Consider the following 19445-nt stretch of genomic DNA (forward strand, 5'->3'; position numbering starts at 1 on the left):
GCCTTGCGGGACGCCGGACCGGTCGGAAAGGGCCGCAAAGCGGCCCCCTTGGATCACGAAGACAAATACGAAGACCGGGTCAGCCCCAGGCGCAGGGCATCGAGGAACTGCGTGCGCTCCCGTGCGCTGATCTTGGCGCTGGCGACCTTGTCGCGGTAGTGGGTCATCAGCTCTTCCGGCGACAGGTGCACGTAGCGCAGCATGTCCTCGATGGTGTCGTGGGTCTCGATGCCGGCGTGGTACACGCTGCCATCGGCGTTCTGGTAGATGTTCACCGAGTCGGTGTCGCCGAACAGGTTGTGCATGTCGCCGAGGATCTCCTGGTAGGCACCGACCAGGAAGATGCCCAGCAGGTAGTCCTCGCCCTCCTTGACGCCATGCACCGGCAGGCTGGTCTCGATGCTCTGCTCGTCGACGTACTGGTTGATCTTGCCGTCGGAGTCGCAGGTCAGGTCCTGCAACACGGCGCGGCGCAGGGGCTCTTCGTCCAGGCGATGCAGCGGCAGGATCGGCAGGACCTGGCCGATGGCCCAGGTGTCGGGCAGGCTCTGGAACACCGAGAAGTTGCAGATGTACTTGTCGGCCAGCTTGTCGTTGAGCTCGTCGAGCACCTGGCGGTGCGAGCGCTGGCGAGCCTTGAGCGAGTTGTGCAAGCGCCGGCAGAGGGCGAAGTAGCACTGCTCGGCCAGGGCCTTCTCGGCCAGCGAAACCTTGCCATCGGCATACTGGGCGGCCACGTCGCTCATGTAGTGGGTGGCGCGCCAGTAGGTCTCGGTGACCATCTCGATGTCGGTCGGCCCGAGCAGGTCGGCCAGCCAGCGCACGCTCTCGGGCAGGCTTTCCTTGTTCTCGATGGTCGGCACCTCGTCGTTGTGCTTCTCCACGTCGGTCACCTGCACCACCAGCATGGCGTGGTGCGCGGTCAGGGCGCGGCCGCTTTCCGAGAAGATGTGCGGGTGCGGCAGGCCCTGGGCGTCGCAGAACTCCTTGAGCATGCCGACCACGACGGCAGCGTAGTCGTCGATGTCGTAGTTGATCGAGCTGGCGTTGCGCGAGTGAGTACCGTCGTAGTCCACGCCCAGGCCACCACCGACATCGATATGATCCACCGGCAGGCCCAGGCCGCGCAGTTCGCCGTAGTAGCGGATGGCCTCCTTGAAGCCGTGCTGGTAGTCGGCCAGGTTGGCGATCTGCGACCCCATGTGGAAGTGCAGCAGGCGGATGCCCTGGTCGAGGCCGGCCTCACGGAAGCGCTGCACCACCGAGAGCAACTGGGCGGCCGACAGGCCGAACTTGGATTTCTCGCCCCCGGTGTCGGCCCACTTGCTCGATGCCAGCGACGACAGGCGCACGCGCAGCCCGACCTGCGGCTTGACCTTGAGCTCGCCAGCCTCCTCGATCACCAGGGCGACCTCGGACTCCTTCTCGATGACGATGAACACGTTGTGGCCGAGCTTCTGGCCCATCAGCGCCAGGCGGATGAACTCGCGGTCCTTGTAGCCGTTGCAGACGATGGTACCGCCCTTCGGCGCCAGCGCCAGCACCGCCAGCAGCTCGGGCTTGGAGCCGGCCTCCAGGCCGATGGAGACGTTCTGGGTGGCGATGATGTTCTCCACCACCGCTTCCTGCTGGTTGACCTTGATCGGGTACAGGGCCGTGTACTTGCTCTGGTATTCCAGGCGCGCGATGTTGGCATCGAAGGCGCCGGTCAGTTGGCGCACGCGGTGCTGCAGGATGTCGGGGAAGCGCACCAGCAGCGGCAGGGAAAGACCGCTCTGGCGCAGCTCGTCGATCTGCGCATAGAGATCGATCGGCGCGCTGTCCGGGCCGTTGGGGCGCACTTCGACGCGCCCGGCTTCATTGATGGCGAAATAACCAGCGCCCCAATGGCGGATACCGTAAACACTGCGGCTGTCGGCCACGGTCCATTGGCTGCCATCGTCTTTGCGTGTGCGTCGTACGGACATTCAAGTCCCCTGTAGATAAAGTCGAAGACACTGCCCCGCGCAGGAGGCGGATGCAGTGTAGAAACTGAAAATGACGATTCGCCCGTGTCCAGGGATAGACCCTGGCTACGGGAACGAGTTTAGAAAGCCCAGGGCAAAAAATCGCGCAACCGGCATCAGCCGCCGGATTTCTTCGCCTTGAAGCCCTGCTTGGCCAGCTCGGCGAGCAGCAGCTCGACGTGGTCGCCCTGGATCTCGATGACCCCATCCTTCAGCGCGCCCCCGGTGCCGCAACGGCGCTTGAGGTTGCTGGCCAGCTCCTTGAGCTGGTCCAGGGGCAGCGGCACGCCGCTGATGGTGGTCACGGTCTTGCCGCCCCGGCCTTTGCTTTCGCGGCGCACACGGGCGATCCCATCCCCTGCGGGGATGACCTGTTGCTTGCAGATGCAGGCGTCCACCGGCTTGCCACAGTCCGGGCAATGCCGACCGGCATCGGTGGAGTACACAAGACCGCCAAGGGCGGCGAAGGAAGAAGCTTTCTTGGCCACTTTTGTTCCTCTTGCTGAGGACAAAAACTGGTCGACGCCTGGAGCCAGGGCCGACCGCGAAGCCCCACTCTGGCAGGGGCAGCGCTACTGCCGCAGGTCCTGCGGCAGCCCGAAAAGGGCGCGCAGTTTAACGATAAATCCGCCGGTTGCTAAGTACCCGGATGCGCCATTTTACGAATGTTTTGCGACCCCTTCGCGGGTAGGCCAGTCAGTCGAGCGGTGCTTTGGCAATCCTGGGGCCGCTTCGTGCCCCAAACACTAACGCAACCCTGCCTTGTAGCGCTGCAAGGCGGCCAGCGAGTCGGGGCAGTACGGCTGGACCAGGCTGTCGGCCTCGGCCCGGGCGATGCTGACGAAACGCGCCTCGCTGACCTCCTCCGGCTGCAGCCGCAGCGGCGCATCGGAAACCGCCGAGAACACCGCGCACCACAGGCGGTTGTCGGGCTGATCGAAGTAGAAGCGCTCATGAAAGCGCAACTCGACGCCACCGATGCCCAGCTCCTCCTCCAGTTCACGCGCCGCCGACTCCGCGTAGCTCTCCCCGGCCGCCACCATGCCCCCGGCAGCCACGTCCCAGTAGCCGGGATACAGCGCCTTGCTCAGGGTGCGCCGATGCACGCACAGCTCGCCGGCACTGTTGAACAGCAGGATGAAGGTGCAGCGGCCGATCAGGCCACGCTCGCGCAGTTCGGCCCGTGGCAGGGCGCCGAGCAGGCGGTCGGCCTCGTCGACCCAGGCGACCGATTCACGATCCGAGGCCGCACGATGCGCGGCCTCGGCTGGGCTGATGGCCATCCTCAGCCCTGCGACAGCAGTTGACGCAGGTCGATGACCGCGGCGTTGGCCCGGGAAATGTAGTTGGCCATCACCAGCGAGTGGTTGGCCCACATGCCGAAGCCGCTGCCGTTGAGCACCATCGGGCTCCACAGTGCCTCCTGGGAGGCCTCCAGCTCACGGATGATCTGGCGTACGCTGACGGTGGCGTTCTTCTTCGCCAGCACATCGGCGAAGTCCACCTCGATGGCGCGCAGCAGGTGGGACAGCGCCCAGGCCTGGCCACGGGCCTCGTAGAACACGTTGTCGATCTGCAGCCAGGGCGTTTCCACCAGCTCTTCGTCGACCTGCGGCGCCTGGCCTGCGACCACCGACTCGGTCTTCAGGGTGCTGTTGAGCTTGACCCGGCCAACGCTGGCCGACAGGCGCTGGGACAGCGAACCCAGGCGCGTGGCCACGTCGCCCAGCCAGTTGTTCAGGTTGTCGGCGCGGGTATAGAAGATCGCGCCCTGGTCGCCGGCGGCCAGGCGGGACTGGTAGCGGGTCAGCGACTTGAGGCCCTCCTCGAACTCCGACTCGCTGGACGGCAGGATCCAGCTCTTGTTGTCGAAGTTGAAGCGCGGCTCGGCCTTGGCCAGGTCGGCATCCTCGGTGGATTGCGACTGGGAGCGGGCGAAGTCCTTGCGCAGAGCGCGGGCCAGGTCGCGCACCTGGACCAGCACGCCGTATTCCCAGCTGGGCATATTGTCCATCCACAGCCCAGGCGGGAAGCGGTCGTTGGAGATATAGCCGCCCGGCTTGTCCAGCAAGGTGCCGGCCACGGTCTTGAGGGTCTCGATGGTGGTATAGCCAACCACCATCTGCTGGTTGCTGCGCTCGGCCGCGGCCTGGGCGTTCTGCTGCACCGGGAACAGGTCCGGCTCCTGGCTCCAGTACCAGCTCAGGCCGATGCACACCAGCAGGTACAGGCCGATCAGGGTGCCCAGGGCACGGCTCCACAGGCCGCCAAGGTAACTACGGGTAGCAGCGCCACGGGCATCGACCCGCTCGCGGGGCTCGGCCTTGGCCTCGCGGTTTTTCCAGTCCAGCATGGCTATATCCTTAATCAGTCACGACGTTCAGGGGCTTGGACCTCCAGCCTCGGCCAGGGTGCCACCGCAAGCCCGCGTGGCAGCACTATAAAGCAGACACCGGCGTATGCATAAGCGACCAATGACCCAGGCCCCCAAATAGCCGGGCCATCGGGCGTGCCCGTGAACAGCAATAGCGAATAAAGGCAAAACGCCACTTTTATCCGCCTCCGTCATCACCTCGTCACAAAACCGCAATAACTTCAGGCACCTACCTCTCCATCCCCGCTGGAAGTTCTCGGCTATGCGCCTGAAGTGGCTGACCAATTTCAACACCCTGCTGCTGGTGACCGTCTGTATCGCCCTGGCTGCGACCCTGTGGTGGTCGCAACGCGCCCTGGAGCGTCCCTACCAATTGATGGAGCGCTACCTGGGCCTGTCGCAGCAGTTCCAGAACGATGCGGCGAGCAACATCCAGGCCTACCTGGGCAGCGGCGACGCCCTGCGCCACGCCGCAGCCATGGCGGCCAACACGCAGTTGCAGGCAGCCCTGGCCGACTGGCCCGAAGCGCTGGCCGACCAGTTGCGCCCCAGCCTGGACCACCTGCAAGCGTTCACCGCCAACGAGCTGCTCGCCGCCGGCAAGCTGGCCGGCGATCCCCAGGCCCTGCTGCTGCAGGCCGAGCGTGAACTTGGCGCCAACTTCGAGCAATTGGCCACTTACGCGCGCGACAGCGCCAACCCCGAGGCCGAGCGCTACCTCGTGCCACTGTTCGACGCCAGCCTGCACCTGGGGCGCCTGTCCCTGGCCCGGGACAAGCTGGTCAGCAGTGGCCGCGCCGAGCTTGCCGACGAAGTCGAACGCGAACTGCAAGCGATCCGCGCCCAGGCCCAGGTGATCGACAGCCTGCCCTTGCTGGGCGTGACCCGCGCCGCCGAGTCCAACGCCGACGACTTCGCCGCCCTGATGGGCCTGGAGACCCAAGCCAGCGATCAACGCGAGGATGTCGCGGTGGGCCTCAAACGGGAGCTGCACAGCCTGCTGGGCCGCTACCCTGCCGAACTGCAGCGCACCCGCGAGCAGATCGAGCGCCGCGCCGCCCTGGCCGCCAGCACTGGCGAGCGCCTGGGCGCCGTGCAACAGGCCATCGCCGGCCTGGAGCCGCAGGTGCGCGGCCAGCACGCGACGATCGCCAGCGAAGTGCGCCTGATCCAGGGCCTGATGATCGGCCTGATCCTGCTGATCGCCCTGCTCGTCGATACCCTCCAGCGCCGCCTGGCCCGTACCCTGACCGGCCTGGCCCCGGCGCTGTCGCGCTGGGCCGAGGGCGACTTCGCCGAGGCCATCGCCCTGGGCCGTACCAACCGCGAGCTGCACGACATCCAGGCGTCGCTCAACCGCCTGCGCCAGTACCTGGTGGAGCTGGTCGGCACCCTTCGCCACAACGCCGAGCAGGTGGCCGGCAGCAGCCACGCCCTGGCCGGCATGAGCACCGCCCTGCACCACGGCGCCGAGCGCCAGGCCGGCGACACTGCGCAGATCCGCGATGCCCTGGGCGAGCTGGAGGCGACCATCCAGCAAGTCGCCGGCGATGCCAGCTCGGCCGCCGACGCCAGCCGCGACGCCGGCCGCGCGGTGGAACAGGGCCAGGCGGTGATCGGCCAGAGCCTGTCCGGCTTGCGCGCGCTGGTGGATGAGGTCCAGGGCAATGCGCAGATGATCGAGCAACTGGCCGAGGAGTCGGCCACGATCGGCGGTGTACTGACGGTGATCCGCGCCATCGCCGAGCAGACCAACCTGCTGGCCCTCAATGCCGCGATCGAGGCGGCGCGAGCCGGCGAGATGGGCCGAGGTTTCGCCGTGGTCGCCGATGAGGTGCGCTCGCTGGCCCAGCGCACCACAGGTGCCACAAGCGAGATCCAGGCGCTGATCGACCGCCTGCAGCAGGCTGCCCGCGAGTCGGTGGAGGGTATGCGCGCCCAGCTGGAACACGCCGAGACCACCGCCAGCCAGGCCCAGGCCGCCGATGGTGCGCTGGACGAGATCGTCAGCGCCATTCGCACCATTGCCGATACCGCAGTGCGCATCGCCGACGTGACCGCACAGCAGAGCGGCGCGGTGAGCGAGATCCGCGATCACAGCGAGCGGATCCACGCACTGGGCGAAGACAACCTGCAACGTATCGGCGAAGGACGCGAGCAAGGGGAGCAACTGCTCAAGCTGGGTGGCGAGCTGAATACGGCGGTGCGGGCGTTTCGCCTCTGAGGCGCGGCAAGAAAAAGCGGCAAGCTACAAGCTGCAAGAAAAAGCAGGCGGCGCCCATTTGAACCGAGCACAGCCATGACAAGCGGCGCCGATCAGCTTGCAGCTTGCGGTTTGGAGCTTGCAGCTTCGCCCCCAACCCCAGGCAACTCCGCTATCATGCGCCCAGGTTCCACCTCGCGAGTCCGCCATGCGCCGCCTGTTTTTCCTGCTGTTCCTGCTGCTGGCCAGCCCCGCCTTCGCCAGCGGCCTGCTCGACAACCGCCCCAGCGCCACCCTCGGGGCCGCCTCGTCGTCCAACAACGCCGACTTCCTGCCCGTCCACGAAGCCTTCAAGCTCAGCCTGGTGCATGCCGATGCCCAGACCATCAAGCTGCGCTTCGTCGTCGCCGACGGCTACTACCTCTACCGCCACCGCTTCCAGTTCCATACCGAACCCACCGACATCGTCCTCGGCGCACCGCGGATCCCCAACGGCGAAGCCAAGCACGACGAGTTCTTCGGCGACGTCGAGGTGTACCACGGCGTGCTCGACATCGAACTGCCGCGCAACGCCTCGGACCTGCGCGCCTTCACCCTGCTGGTGGGCTACCAGGGCTGCGCCGACAAGGGCCTGTGCTACCCCCCGGAAACCGAACGGCTGAGCATCGGCGGCGAAGGCGGCAAGCCCGGCGCGCTTCCCCTCGGCGACGAGAAGGGCTGGAGCTGGCAGTCGCTGCTGCTGTTCTTCCTCGCCGGTGTCGGCCTGACCTTCACCCCCTGCGTGCTGCCCATGCTGCCGATCCTCTCTGGGGTGGTGCTGCGCGGCCAGGTCGGTGGCTGGCGCGGCCTGTCCCTGTCGCTGGCCTACGTGCTGCCGATGGCCGCCAGCTTCGCCGTGCTCGGCGCGCTGATGGGCGTATTCGGCGCCAGTCTCAACCTGCAGGCACGCCTGCAGTCGGCCTGGGTGCTGGTGCCCTTCGCGCTGTTCTTCGTGCTGTTCGCCCTGGCCATGTTCGGCCTGTTCGAGCTGAAGCTGCCCCAGGCCCTGGGCAATCGCCTGAACAGCCTCGCCAACCGCACCCGGGGCGGCTCGCTGCTGGGCGCCGCGGTGCTCGGCGTGCTCTCCAGCCTGCTGGTATCGCCCTGCGTATCGGCGCCGCTGGCCGGCGCCTTGCTGTACATCAGCGCCAGCGGCGATGCCCTGGGCGGGGCATTGAAACTGTTCGCCCTCGGCCTGGGCATGGGCGCCCCCCTGCTGCTGGTGGCCACCGGTGGCGCGGCCTGGCTGCCCAAGAGCGGCCCCTGGTTGAACACGGTCAAGAACGCCATCGGCGTGCTCCTGCTGGGCCTGGCCATCGGCCTGCTCAGCCGCGTGCTGCCTGGCCCCGTGACACTGCTGCTGGTCGGCCTGCTGGCCGCCGGGGTGGCGCTGTTCCTCGGCGCCCTGGAATTCGTGGTCAAGACGCCCCGCCAGCGCCTGGCGCAATTGCTCGGCCTGGCCCTGCTGGTCTATGCCCTGGCCTGCTGGTACGGCGCCTTGAGCGGTCGCGGCGACCCACTGCGCCCGCTGCCACCCCCCACGCCCGCGAGCAGCGCCGGTAACCCGGCCGCCAGCACGGCCAGTGCCTGGCAGACCCTCAGCACGCCCGCGGCGCTGGATGCCGCCCTGGCCGAGGCCAAGGCCGCCGGCCAGCCGGTGCTGCTGGACTGGTACGCCGACTGGTGCATCAGTTGCAAGGTGATCGAGCACGAAGTGCTCAATGCCCCGCAGGTCCAGGCGCAACTGGGCGCCTTCAAGCTGCTGCGCTTCGATATCACCGAGAGCAACGCCCAGCAACGCGCCCTGCTCGACCGCTACCAGCTGTTCGGCCCACCGGCCCTGTTGTTCTTTGCAGCGAACGGCAGCGAAATGACCGCTGATCGGGTCATTGGCGAGATAAATGCCACGGAATTTGCCAATCATCTGGTGCGCGTGCGCAGCGATCTGGGTCTATAACTTCCCGCGAGGCGGGATTTTTCATTGCAGCGGTGACCAGATTTAATCATCTGGTCACATACTTTGCGCGAACCTCGGACATCGTGCTGCGTATTGCCGGGAACTGGACACTCCTCTGCTCTTGCGGCATAGTCGCCGCGCTATGTCGTATTGCCCTACAAAATCAAGGAATCCGCAGATGGCGACCCTACTGGTGCTGCACGGCCCCAACCTCAACCTGCTCGGTACCCGCGAACCGGGCCACTACGGCGCCGTGACCCTGGCCCAGATCAACCAGGACCTGGAGCAGCGTGCCCGCGCCGCCGGTCACCACCTGCAATACCTGCAGAGCAATGCCGAGTACGAACTGATCGACCGCATCCACGCCGCCCGCAACGAAGGCGTGGACTTCATCCTGATCAATCCGGCGGCGTTCACCCACACCAGCGTCGCATTACGTGACGCATTGCTCGCGGTGAGCATCCCATTCATCGAAGTGCACCTCTCGAACGTGCACAAACGCGAACCGTTCCGTCATCACTCCTACTTCTCCGATGTCGCCGTAGGGGTGATCTGCGGCCTGGGCGCCACCGGCTACCGGTTGGCCCTGGAGTCTGCGCTGGAATACCTGGCTGCCAACGCACAGCCCTGATGACACAAGGCCTCGGCCCCTTCGGGCCGGGGTTTGGAAAAACGTTTTCGACACGTTTTCAATTACGTCCCCGACCGAACCTTGGGAGTTGATGATTAATGGATATCCGTAAAGTCAAGAAGCTGATCGAACTGCTGGAAGAGTCTGGCATCGACGAACTGGAGATCAAGGAAGGCGAAGAGTCCGTTCGCATCAGCCGTCACAGCAAGACCCCGGCCGGCCAGCAGTTCTTCGCCGCCCCGGCGCCGGTCGCCGCGCCCGTGGCCGCTGCCGTAGCCCCGGTTGCCGCCGCGCCGGTCGCCGAAGCCGCTGCCGCCGCACCGGCCCTCAAAGGCACCGTGGTTCGCTCGCCGATGGTCGGCACCTTCTACCGCAAGCCTTCGCCGACCTCGGCCAACTTCGCCGAAGTCGGTCAGACCGTGAAGAAAGGCGATACCCTGTGCATCGTCGAAGCCATGAAGATGATGAACCACATCGAAGCCGATGTCGGCGGTGTCATCGACGCCATCCTGGTGGAAGACGGTCAGCCGGTTGAGTTCGACCAGCCGCTGTTCACCATCGTTTGAACCGCGGAGAGCCTGCGATGTTGGAAAAAGTTCTGATCGCCAACCGCGGCGAAATTGCCCTGCGTATCCTGCGTGCCTGCAAGGAACTGGGTATCAAGACCGTCGCCGTACACTCCACGGCCGACCGCGAGCTGATGCACCTGGGCCTGGCTGACGAGTCCGTGTGCATCGGCCCGGCGTCGTCCCGCGAATCCTACCTGCACATCCCGGCGATCATCGCCGCTGCCGAAGTGACGGGCGCCACCGCCATCCACCCAGGCTACGGCTTCCTCGCCGAGAACGCCGACTTCGCCGAACAGGTGGAGAAATCCGGCTTCGCCTTCATCGGCCCGAAAGCCGACACCATCCGCCTGATGGGCGACAAGGTCTCGGCCAAGGACGCGATGATCAAGGCCGGCGTGCCGACCGTGCCGGGCTCCGACGGCCCGCTGCCGGAAGACGAGGAAACCGCGCTGGCGATCGCCCGCGAGGTAGGCTACCCGGTGATCATCAAGGCCGCCGGTGGCGGTGGTGGTCGCGGCATGCGCGTGGTGCACAAGGAAGAAGACCTGATCGCCGCGGCCAAGCTGACTCGCAACGAAGCCGGTGCCGCCTTCGGCAACCCGATGGTCTACCTGGAGAAGTTCCTGACCAACCCACGCCACGTGGAAGTCCAGGTGCTTTCCGACGGCCAGGGCAACGCCATCCACCTGGGCGACCGTGACTGCTCCCTGCAGCGCCGTCACCAGAAGGTGCTGGAAGAAGCCCCGGCCCCGGGTATCGACGAGGACGCCCGCCAGGAAGTGTTCGCCCGCTGCGTGCAGGCGTGCATCGAGATCGGCTACCGCGGTGCCGGTACCTTCGAGTTCCTGTACGAGAACGGTCGTTTCTACTTCATCGAGATGAACACCCGCGTTCAGGTCGAGCACCCGGTCTCGGAGATGGTCACCGGTATCGACATCGTCAAGGAGATGCTCAGCATCGCCGCTGGCAACAAGCTGTCGATCCGCCAGGAAGACGTGGTCATCCGTGGCCACTCGCTGGAGTGCCGGATCAACGCCGAGGACCCGAAGAAGTTCATCCCGAGCCCAGGTACCGTCAAGCACTTCCATGCTCCGGGCGGCAATGGCGTGCGTGTCGACTCGCACCTGTACAGCGGTTACTCGGTCCCGCCGAACTACGACTCGCTGATCGGCAAGCTGATCACCTACGGCAAGGACCGCGACGAAGCCATGGCGCGCATGCGCAATGCCCTGGACGAGATCGTGGTCGACGGCATCAAGACCAACATCCCGCTGCACCGTGACCTGGTGCGCGATGAAGGTTTCTGCAAAGGTGGCGTCAACATCCACTACCTCGAGCACAAACTGGCCAACCAGGAGTGATCGTGCGTGTGAGGTGACAGAACCCCGGCCTGGTGCCGGGGTTCTTTTTTAGCGGCAAGCGACAAGAAAAACCAGGCGGCCCCCTAACCCTTCATCCGGGGCATCTCGATCCGGTGCTCGTGGACCCGTCGATACAGGGTCGCCCGCGAGATTCCCAGGGCCCGTGCCGCCTCCGCCGGCTTCCAGCGATGGCGAATCAGGGCATCGAGCAAGGCTTGGCGTGCTGGGCTGGAGATTGCCGCTTCAGTGGAGGGCGCGTACCCACTACGCACCTCCTCGGGCAGATCCTCCAGCCCTACCTGGCCGCCCTCGCACACCGCGCAGGCATAGCGCAGCACTTGCCGCAACTGCCGCAGGTTGCCCGGCCAGCGATAGGTCAACAGCGCCTCCAGCGCCGCATCGGCCAGCACCACCTCGACGCCGCACGCCTCGGCCTCCTCCGCCAGCAACCGGTGGATCAGCCCCAGTCGGTCCTCCCGCTCGCGCAGCGGCGGTAATTCGAAACGTGCGTTGGCCAGGCGGAAATACAAGTCCTCGCGAAAGCGCCCTTCGGCCACCATCGCCGCCAGGTCGCGGTGGGTCGCGCAGATCACCTGGATATCCACCCGCTCACGGCGCGCCGCCCCCAACGGCGCTACCTCGCCCTCGGCCAGCACCCGCAGCAGGCGGGTCTGCAAGTTAAGCGGCATGTCGCCGATTTCATCGAGGAACAAGGTGCCGCCATCGGCCTGTTGCAGCAGCCCCTGCATGCCCTTGCTCGACGCACCGGTGAACGCACCGGCCACGTAGCCGAACAGTTCGCTCTCGATCAGGCTCTCGGGTATCGCCGCGCAGTTCAGGGTGACGAACGGCCCGTCGCGGCGCTGGCTCTGCTGGTGCAACTGGCGGGCGAAGACCTCCTTGCCGGCGCCGGTCTCGCCCAGTACCAGCACCGCCAGGTTGCAATCCTTCACCCGCGTGGCCAGGCGCAGGTGCTGTTCGATGCGCGCATCCTGGGCCTGGCGCGGCGGCACTGCCCGGCTACGCCGTTGCGGTGCGCTGACCCGCCCATAGAGGCCGCCCCAACCTGGCAGGCGTTGTGCCGAGGCATCGCTGGCGCGGCGCAGTTGGTCGAGGTCGAACACCTCGCCGATATGCGCGGGCAAGCGGCCATGCTGCGCCAGCAGGCGCTGGCGGGCCAGGCTGTTGATCGCCTGCAGGCGGCCGTCGGCATCCCAGGCCAGCAGGTAGTCCGGCTGGCTCTCCACGTAGCCCGGCGTGCCATGGGCGCGCATCACCCAATGGCCCTGGGCGCTGTGCATGAAGAAGGCGTTCTCGATCTCCCGTGCGGTCTGCTCCACCAACTGGCGGATCAGGTGCTGGCTGCGCCGGTCGTCGGGCGACTGCAGGGCGGAAACATCCACCACCCCGAGCAGTTCGCCATGGGGGTCGAACACCGGCGCCGCGGTGCAGGTCAAGCCGATGAAGGCGGCGCGAAAATGGTCGCGCTTGTGCACCGTGACCGGGGCCTTGCTGGTCAGCACCGCCGCCACCCCGCAGGTACCCTCCTCGCCCTCCGACCAGCAGGTGCCCAGGTACAGCCCGGCCTTGCGGCAGTCGTTGCGGATCGCCGACTCCACCCGATAGTCGATGGTGCGCCCCAGAGCGTCGGTGAGCAGCACGCAATAGTCGGCGCCGCGCACCCGCTCATGCAACCGCGCCACCGCATCGCTGGCGATGCGCAGGAACAGCTCGGCGCGTTCGCGGCATTCGTTGAGCAGTGTCTGGGAAAGGATGCGCGGGCCCTGCAAGGAGCCCGGGTCGAGGCGGTACAACTCCATGGAGCGGCGCCACGAGTCGAGGATCAGCGTCGGCACCGGGGCCTGGGGCAGGCGATCGGCGTTCTTCAGCACCCGGCTGACGCAATCGACATGGGCTCGGGAGTTCGCGGCAAGCATTGGGGCCCTCCGGTTCTCGTGTTCTTGTCGTTGTGCGGCCATTAAGCGCCTCCACGGATTGTCCGACAAGCGCCGCGTGATCACCGGTGCGCTTGAGACGCAGCGTCTCAGTGTCTCGCCGGCGCCCCCGCCCGGCTGGCACCCGGCGTCTCGCCTGGCACCGCCCAGGCTTCGCCTGCAACCCTGCCGGATCGCTCTGCCACGCGCCTTACAGGCAGCCCAGGCAAACCTGGCACCGCGCTTGCTCAAGCCCTGGCAAACAAGAAAACGAGGTGCGCCATGCCGCAACCCGCCCCGACCATCGGCATCATCGCCAACCCGGCGTCCGGTCGCGACCTGCGTCGCCTGACCGCCAATGCCGGGCTGTACTCCAGTACCGACAAGGCCTCGGCCATCCAGCGCCTGCTCGCGGCCTTCGGCGCCACCGGCATCGCCCGGGTGCTGCTGCCCACCGACATGACCGGTATCGCCGCCGCCGTGCTCAAGGCCAGCCTCGGCCCGCTGGCCCGTGACCAGCACTGGCCCACCCTGGAAGTCCTCGACCTGCCACTGACCCAGACCGTCGCCGACACCCGCCTGGCCACCCGCCAGATGGTCGAGCGCGGCGTGGCGATGATCGCCGTGCTCGGTGGCGACGGGACCCACAAGGCCGTGGCTGCCGAGGCTGGCGACGTGCCCTTGCTGACCTTGTCCACCGGCACCAACAACGCCTTTCCCGAACTGCGCGAGGCCACCAGCGCGGGCCTGGCCGGCGGCCTGCAGGCCAGCGGCCAGATCCCCGCCGGCATCGGCCTGCGCCGCAACAAGCGGCTGCTGGTGCGCGTGCCCGAACAGGGCCTGTGCGAGTGGGCGCTGGTGGAGGTCGCCGTGTCGCCCCAGCGCTTCATCGGTGCCCGCGCCCTCAGCCGCAGCGAAGACCTGGCCGAAGTCTTCGCCTGTTTCGCCGAACCCCATGCCATCGGCCTGTCGGCCCTGTGCGGGCTGTGGTGCCCGGTGTCGCGCCACGACCCGCACGGTGCCTGGGTGCGTCTCGAGGCCGACAGCGCACAGGCCCTGCTCGCCCCGCTGGCCCCCGGCCTGCTGCAGGGCTGCGGCATCAGCGCCTCGGGCCCGCTCGAAGCCGGCGTGGCCTACCCCCTGGCCCTGGCCAGCGGCACCTTGGCTCTGGACGGCGAACGGGAGATCGAGTTCGCCGAGCACGACACCCCGACCATCACCCTCGACCCTCACGGCCCCCTGACCGTGGATGTCGAGGCCGTGCTGGCCCATGCCGCCCGTCATCACCTGCTGGTCGTCCCCCGCGACCACCGGCGCCCCGCTGCACCCCCATGTTGAGACAACCCTGGAGAACAACAAGATGTCCACTCACCTCAGTTCCGAGCAGTTGCTGCATGCCTATGAAGTGATGCGCACCATCCGCACCTTCGAAGAACGCCTGCACGTCGAGTTCGCCACCGGCGAGATCCCCGGCTTCGTCCACCTGTATGCCGGCGAGGAAGCCTCCGCCGCCGGGGTCATGGCCCACCTGCGCGACAGCGACTGCATTGCCTCGACCCACCGCGGCCACGGCCACTGCATCGCCAAGGGCGTCGACGTGTACGGCATGATGGCCGAGATCTACGGCAAGAAAACCGGCGTGTGCGGCGGCAAGGGTGGCTCCATGCACATCGCCGACCTGGAGAAGGGCATGCTCGGTGCCAACGGCATCGTCGGCGCTGGCGCCCCCTTGGTGGCCGGCGCCGCCCTGGCCGCCAAGATCAAGGGCCGCGACGATGTGTCGGTGGCCTTCTTCGGCGACGGGGCCTCCAACGAAGGCGCGGTGTTCGAGGCGATGAACCTGGCCTCGATCATGAACCTGCCGTGCATCTTCGTCGCCGAGAACAACGGCTACGCCGAGGCCACGGCCTCGACCTGGTCGGTGGCGTGCGATCACATCGCCGACCGCGCCGCCGGCTTCGGCATGCCTGGCGTGACCATCGACGGCTTCGACTTCTTCGCCGTGCACGAGGCCGCCGGCGCCGCCATCGAGCGCGCCCGCGCCGGGCAAGGGCCGTCGCTGATCGAGGTCAAGCTCAGCCGCTACTACGGCCACTTCGAAGGCGACGCCCAGACCTACCGGGCCCCGGACGAGGTGAAGAACCTGCGCGAAAGCCGCGACTGCCTGCTGCAGTTTCGCCACAAGACCACCCACGCCGGCCTGCTGACCCTCGGCCAGCTCGATGCCATCGACGCCCGCATCGAGGCCCTGATCGACGACGCCGTGCGCCGCGCCAAGTCCGACCCCAAGCCGCAGCCCGCCGACCTGCTCAGCGACGTCTACGTCGCCTACCCCTGAGCCCGCCCGACAAGAACAAGCAGGAGAACCACCATGGCAAGAAAGATCAGCTACCAGCAGGCCATCAACGAGGCGCTGGCCCAGGAAATGCGCCGTGACAGCACGGTATTCATCATTGGCGAGGACGTGGCCGGCGGCGCCGGTGCGCCAGGCGAGGACGATGCCTGGGGCGGCGTGCTGGGCGTGACCAAGGGGCTGTACCACCAGTTCCCCGGCCGGGTACTGGATGCGCCGCTGTCGGAGATCGGCTACGTGGGGGCCGCCGTCGGCGCCGCGACCCAGGGCCTGCGCCCGGTGTGCGAACTGATGTTCGTCGACTTCGCCGGTTGCTGCCTGGACCAGATCCTCAATCAAGCAGCCAAGTTCCGCTACATGTTCGGCGGCAAGGCCGTGACCCCGCTGGTGCTGCGCACCATGTACGGCGCCGGCCTGCGCGCGGCGGCCCAGCACTCGCAGATGCTCACCTCGCTGTGGACGCACATCCCAGGCCTGAAGGTGGTCTGCCCCTCCTCGCCATACGACGCCAAGGGGCTGCTGATCCAGGCGATCCGCGACAACGACCCGGTGATCTTCTGCGAGCACAAGCTGCTCTACGGCATGCAAGGCGAGGTCCCGGAAGAGGTCTACAGCGTGCCCTTCGGCGAAGCCAACTTCCTGCGCGATGGCGACGACGTGACCCTGGTGACCTACGGGCGGATGGTCCACGTGGCGCTGGAGGCGGCCAATAACCTGGCCCGCCAGGGCATCGACTGCGAAGTGCTGGACCTGCGCACCACCAGCCCGCTGGATGAAGACAGCATCCTCGAAAGCGTGGAGAAGACCGGCCGCCTGGTGGTGATCGACGAAGCCAACCCGCGCTGCTCCATGGCCACCGACATCAGCGCGCTGGTGGCGCAGAAGGCCTTCGGCGCCCTCAAGGGGCCGATCGAGATGGTCACCGCACCGCATACCCCGGTGCCCTTCTCCGATGCCCTGGAAGACCTGTACATCCCTGACGCGGCGAAGATCGAGGCCGCCGTACGCAAGGTGATCGAAGCCGCGAGGAGTGCCGCATGAGCCAGATCCATACGCTGACCATGCCCAAGTGGGGCCTGTCGATGACCGAGGGCCGGGTCGACACCTGGCTCAAGCAGGAAGGCGATGAAATCAACAAGGGCGACGAAGTGCTGGACGTCGAGACCGACAAGATCAGCAGCAGCGTCGAAGCCCCGTTCAGCGGCGTGCTGCGCCGCCAGGTGGCCAAGCCCGACGAGACCCTGCCGGTGGGCGCCCTGCTCGCCGTGGTGGTGGAGGGAGAGGCCCAGGAGTCCGAGATCGACGCCGTGGTGCAACGCTTCCAGGCCGAGTTCGTCGCCGAGGGCGGCGAGCAGGCCCAGGGGCCGGCCCCGCAGAAGGCCGAGGTCGGTGGCCGCCTGCTGCGCTGGTTCGAGCTGGGCGAAGGCGGCACGCCGCTGGTGTTGGTGCACGGGTTCGGTGGCGACCTCGACAACTGGCTGTTCAACCACCCGGCCCTGGCTGCCGAGCGCCGGGTCATCGCCCTCGATCTGCCTGGCCATGGCGAATCGGCCAAGGCCCTGCAACGGGGCGACCTGGATGAACTGAGCGAAACCGTGCTGGCCCTGCTCGATCACCTGGACATCCCCCGCGCCCATCTGGTCGGCCACTCCATGGGCGGTGCGGTGAGCCTGAACGTCGCGCGCCTGGCGCCGCAGCGGGTGGCCAGCCTGGGCCTGATCGCCAGCGCGGGGCTTGGCCAGGCGATCAACGGCCGGTACCTGCAAGGCTTCGTCGAGGCCGGCAACCGCAACGCGCTCAAGCCGCAGATGAGCCAACTGTTCGCCGACCCGGGGCTGGTGACCCGGCAAATGCTCGAGGACATGCTCAAGTTCAAGCGCCTGGAGGGCGTCGACACGGCCCTGCGCCAGTTGGCGGCGGCCATCGCCGACGGCGACCGCCAGCGCCACGACCTGCGCGGCGTGCTGGGCCAGTTGCCGGTGCTGGTGGTCTGGGGCAGCGAGGACGCGATCATCCCGGCCAGCCATGCCGAGGGGCTGGAGGCGGAGGTCGTGGTGATCCCGGGGGTGGGGCACATGGTGCAGATGGAAGCGGCGGAGCAGGTGAACCAACAGGTGCTGGCGTTCCTGCGCAAGCACTGAGTGTGCAGGGGGCCGCTGCGCGGCCCATTCGCGGGCAAGCCCGCTCCCACAGGTTCACCGCTGCCCGTGAGAGCGGCGCTGTGCCTGTGGGGAGATTACCCAGCCCATCGGGCTGCGCTGTCGCGCAGAGAGCAGGGACCGAATGGGCAACACAGCCTGTGTGGGAGCGGGCTTGCCTGCGAATGGGTCGCGAAGCGGCCCCAGCAATCTCAACCTTGTCAGACATTTCCGAACTTGGAACCAAACACTTCAGCCCACCATGTCTGGCGAACTATCCTACGCAACTGCCGGAAACCGCCGCATTGTTAGGGCAATACCATGGGGATAACTTCACCGGGTCGTCACATTTGGCGACCGGGTGTGAGAAACCCGACCTGCACTGCTACGGCATCGCTTCATGGCAGCCATGCGCGGGCAGACTTCGGTCTGGCCGGGTTTCCAGTGCACCGGTTTTCTCACCCCGCGTACGGCTGCCACCTTTGTCCGTGAGAAAGATCCAGGTGGTCGCTCCTGCCACGCACTGGAGATCCATCATGAAGAAGACCGTCCCCGACCCGCCCCATCTTGCCCATCCCCCTCAACGATGCCCCAGCCCCGAAAGCCTGCTCGACCGCCAGCCGCGAAACCTTCATGGAGCTGTTCCGTATCCAACCCGGCGTCTCTCTCGAACATGCCCTCTGCGAGCTGTCGGTGCTGCTGGGTTGCATCCGCCACCTGTCCACCGAGGCGGAGATGGAAGGCGACCTGATCGCCGGCAGCGCCGCGCGGATTCTCAGCGGCTTCGCCAAGGCACTGATCGACGACATCGAGCGCGGGATGCACCGGCACCCCTGACCAGGCGCTGCCCTCCCGGCCACGGCGCGGCCCATTGCCCGCGCCCGGCCAAACCGTCCTGCACAAACCCCACGCACTCAAGTAAACTGCCAGGCTTCGCGCAGCCCTGGGCTGCCCCTGTCGATTTACCAAAGGTGCCCGCCATGCCCTGGCTGCAAGTACGCCTGGCCATCAGCCCGGAACAAGCCGAAACCTACGAAGACGCCCTGCTCGAAGTCGGTGCCGTCTCGGTGACCTTCATGGACGCCGAGGACCAGCCCATTTTCGAACCGGACCTCAACACCACCCCGCTGTGGTCGCACACCCATCTGCTGGCCCTGTTCGAGGCCGATGCCGAGCCTGAGCAGGTGTTCGCCCACCTGCGCCTGCTGACCGGCGTCGAGCTGCCGGAGCACCACGCCGAGGTGATCGAGGACCAGGACTGGGAACGCAGCTGGATGGACAACTTCCAGCCCATGCGCTTCGGCCGCCGCCTGTGGATCGTCCCGAGCTGGCACGAGGCCCCGGAAAAGGACGCGGTGAACCTGCTCCTGGACCCGGGCCTGGCCTTCGGCACCGGCACCCACCCGACCACCGCCCTGTGCCTGGAGTGGCTCGACGGCCAGCAGCTCGAAGGCACCCAGGTGCTGGACTTCGGTTGCGGCTCGGGCATCCTGGCCATCGCCGCCCTGCTGCTGGGCGCCCGCGAGGCAGTGGGCACCGACATCGACGTGCAAGCCCTGGAGGCCTCGCGTGACAACGCCGGGCGCAATGGCATCGCCGACCAGCGGCTGGCCCTGTACCTGCCAGAACAGATGCCGGCCCTGCAGGCCGACGTGCTGGTCGCCAACATCCTCGCCGGCCCTCTGGTTTCGCTGGCCCCGCAGTTGTCCGGCCTGGTCCGCCCCGGTGGCCTGCTGGCGCTCTCCGGCATCCTCGCCGAACAAGGTGAGGAAGTGGCCGCCGCCTATGCCGCCGACTTCGAGCTCGACCCGATCGTCGAGCGCGACGGCTGGGTGCGCATCAGTGGTCGCCGCCGCCCGGCAGGCCTAGAATAAATCCCT

Annotated in this window: 16 protein-coding genes; 11 read left to right on the plus strand and 5 right to left on the minus strand. The window is 67.1% G+C overall.

What is annotated here, in order from left to right:
* Nucleotides 1-53 precede the first annotated feature (53 nt).
* From speA to WCE05_RS14095, 4 genes are all read right to left on the minus strand, one after another.
* Complete coding sequence (gene speA, locus WCE05_RS14080; protein WP_225790499.1) at nucleotides 54-1967, minus strand: arginine decarboxylase; 1914 nt, start codon at nucleotides 1965-1967, stop codon at nucleotides 54-56.
* A 155-nt stretch (nucleotides 1968-2122) separates the two neighbouring features.
* Nucleotides 2123-2494 (minus strand): translation initiation factor Sui1, encoded by a 372-nt coding sequence (locus WCE05_RS14085; RefSeq protein WP_225790500.1) that lies wholly within the window; start codon nucleotides 2492-2494, stop codon nucleotides 2123-2125.
* A 258-nt stretch (nucleotides 2495-2752) separates the two neighbouring features.
* Entirely contained in the window at nucleotides 2753-3289 is a 537-nt protein-coding gene (locus WCE05_RS14090; protein WP_253081008.1) for an NUDIX hydrolase, read from the minus strand.
* A gap of 2 nt (nucleotides 3290-3291) precedes the next feature.
* The gene (locus WCE05_RS14095; protein WP_225790502.1) at nucleotides 3292-4359 is read right to left on the minus strand and encodes a DUF2333 family protein; all 1068 of its coding nucleotides are present in this window, start codon (nucleotides 4357-4359) and stop codon (nucleotides 3292-3294) included.
* Nucleotides 4360-4642: 283 nt separating this feature from the next.
* Here WCE05_RS14095 and WCE05_RS14100 point away from each other — a divergent pair, with 283 nt between their 5' ends.
* The 5 genes from WCE05_RS14100 (at nucleotide 4643) to accC (ending at nucleotide 11140) form a co-directional block, all read left to right on the plus strand.
* Nucleotides 4643-6604 carry a methyl-accepting chemotaxis protein gene (locus tag WCE05_RS14100; RefSeq protein WP_368816070.1) on the plus strand — a complete coding sequence of 654 codons (1962 nt, stop codon included), beginning with the start codon at nucleotides 4643-4645 and terminating at the stop codon, nucleotides 6602-6604.
* 187 nt (nucleotides 6605-6791) lie between these two features.
* Nucleotides 6792-8579 (plus strand): protein-disulfide reductase DsbD, encoded by a 1788-nt coding sequence (locus WCE05_RS14105; protein ID WP_368816071.1) that lies wholly within the window; start codon nucleotides 6792-6794, stop codon nucleotides 8577-8579.
* Nucleotides 8580-8757: 178 nt separating this feature from the next.
* Nucleotides 8758-9210: a type II 3-dehydroquinate dehydratase gene (aroQ, locus tag WCE05_RS14110; RefSeq protein WP_070090423.1), complete on the plus strand. Its 453-nt coding sequence runs from the start codon at nucleotides 8758-8760 to the stop codon at nucleotides 9208-9210.
* A gap of 98 nt (nucleotides 9211-9308) precedes the next feature.
* Nucleotides 9309-9776: an acetyl-CoA carboxylase biotin carboxyl carrier protein gene (accB, locus tag WCE05_RS14115; RefSeq protein WP_225790505.1), complete on the plus strand. Its 468-nt coding sequence runs from the start codon at nucleotides 9309-9311 to the stop codon at nucleotides 9774-9776.
* A gap of 17 nt (nucleotides 9777-9793) precedes the next feature.
* Nucleotides 9794-11140, plus strand: a complete 1347-nt coding sequence (accC, locus tag WCE05_RS14120; protein ID WP_225790506.1) for an acetyl-CoA carboxylase biotin carboxylase subunit — start codon at nucleotides 9794-9796, stop codon at nucleotides 11138-11140.
* Nucleotides 11141-11223: 83 nt separating this feature from the next.
* Here the strand turns inward: accC and WCE05_RS14125 are convergent, their stop codons facing one another.
* Complete coding sequence (locus WCE05_RS14125; RefSeq protein ID WP_225790507.1) at nucleotides 11224-13077, minus strand: sigma-54-dependent Fis family transcriptional regulator; 1854 nt, start codon at nucleotides 13075-13077, stop codon at nucleotides 11224-11226.
* 279 nt (nucleotides 13078-13356) lie between these two features.
* Between WCE05_RS14125 and WCE05_RS14130 the strand changes: the two genes are divergently transcribed.
* From WCE05_RS14130 to prmA, 6 genes are all read left to right on the plus strand, one after another.
* Nucleotides 13357-14412 (plus strand): ATP-NAD kinase family protein, encoded by a 1056-nt coding sequence (locus WCE05_RS14130; protein ID WP_368816072.1) that lies wholly within the window; start codon nucleotides 13357-13359, stop codon nucleotides 14410-14412.
* A gap of 22 nt (nucleotides 14413-14434) precedes the next feature.
* The gene (locus WCE05_RS14135) at nucleotides 14435-15412 is read left to right on the plus strand and encodes a thiamine pyrophosphate-dependent dehydrogenase E1 component subunit alpha (RefSeq protein WP_368816073.1); all 978 of its coding nucleotides are present in this window, start codon (nucleotides 14435-14437) and stop codon (nucleotides 15410-15412) included.
* Nucleotides 15413-15445: 33 nt separating this feature from the next.
* On the plus strand, nucleotides 15446-16468 hold the full coding sequence (locus WCE05_RS14140) for an alpha-ketoacid dehydrogenase subunit beta (RefSeq protein WP_368816074.1): 1023 nt from the start codon (nucleotides 15446-15448) through the stop codon (nucleotides 16466-16468).
* Entirely contained in the window at nucleotides 16465-17568 is a 1104-nt protein-coding gene (locus WCE05_RS14145) for an acetoin dehydrogenase dihydrolipoyllysine-residue acetyltransferase subunit (RefSeq protein ID WP_368816075.1), read from the plus strand. Before WCE05_RS14140 ends, WCE05_RS14145 begins: the two co-directional genes overlap by 4 nt.
* Nucleotides 17569-18198: 630 nt before the next feature.
* Nucleotides 18199-18402: a DUF3077 domain-containing protein gene (locus WCE05_RS14150; protein WP_368816090.1), complete on the plus strand. Its 204-nt coding sequence runs from the start codon at nucleotides 18199-18201 to the stop codon at nucleotides 18400-18402.
* 143 nt (nucleotides 18403-18545) lie between these two features.
* Nucleotides 18546-19439 carry a 50S ribosomal protein L11 methyltransferase gene (gene prmA, locus WCE05_RS14155; RefSeq protein WP_368816076.1) on the plus strand — a complete coding sequence of 298 codons (894 nt, stop codon included), beginning with the start codon at nucleotides 18546-18548 and terminating at the stop codon, nucleotides 19437-19439.
* The last annotated feature ends 6 nt before the right edge of the window (nucleotides 19440-19445 follow it).

Source organism: Pseudomonas sp. I2 (genome assembly GCF_040984075.1).
GTDB lineage: Bacteria > Pseudomonadota > Gammaproteobacteria > Pseudomonadales > Pseudomonadaceae > Aquipseudomonas > Aquipseudomonas guariconensis_B.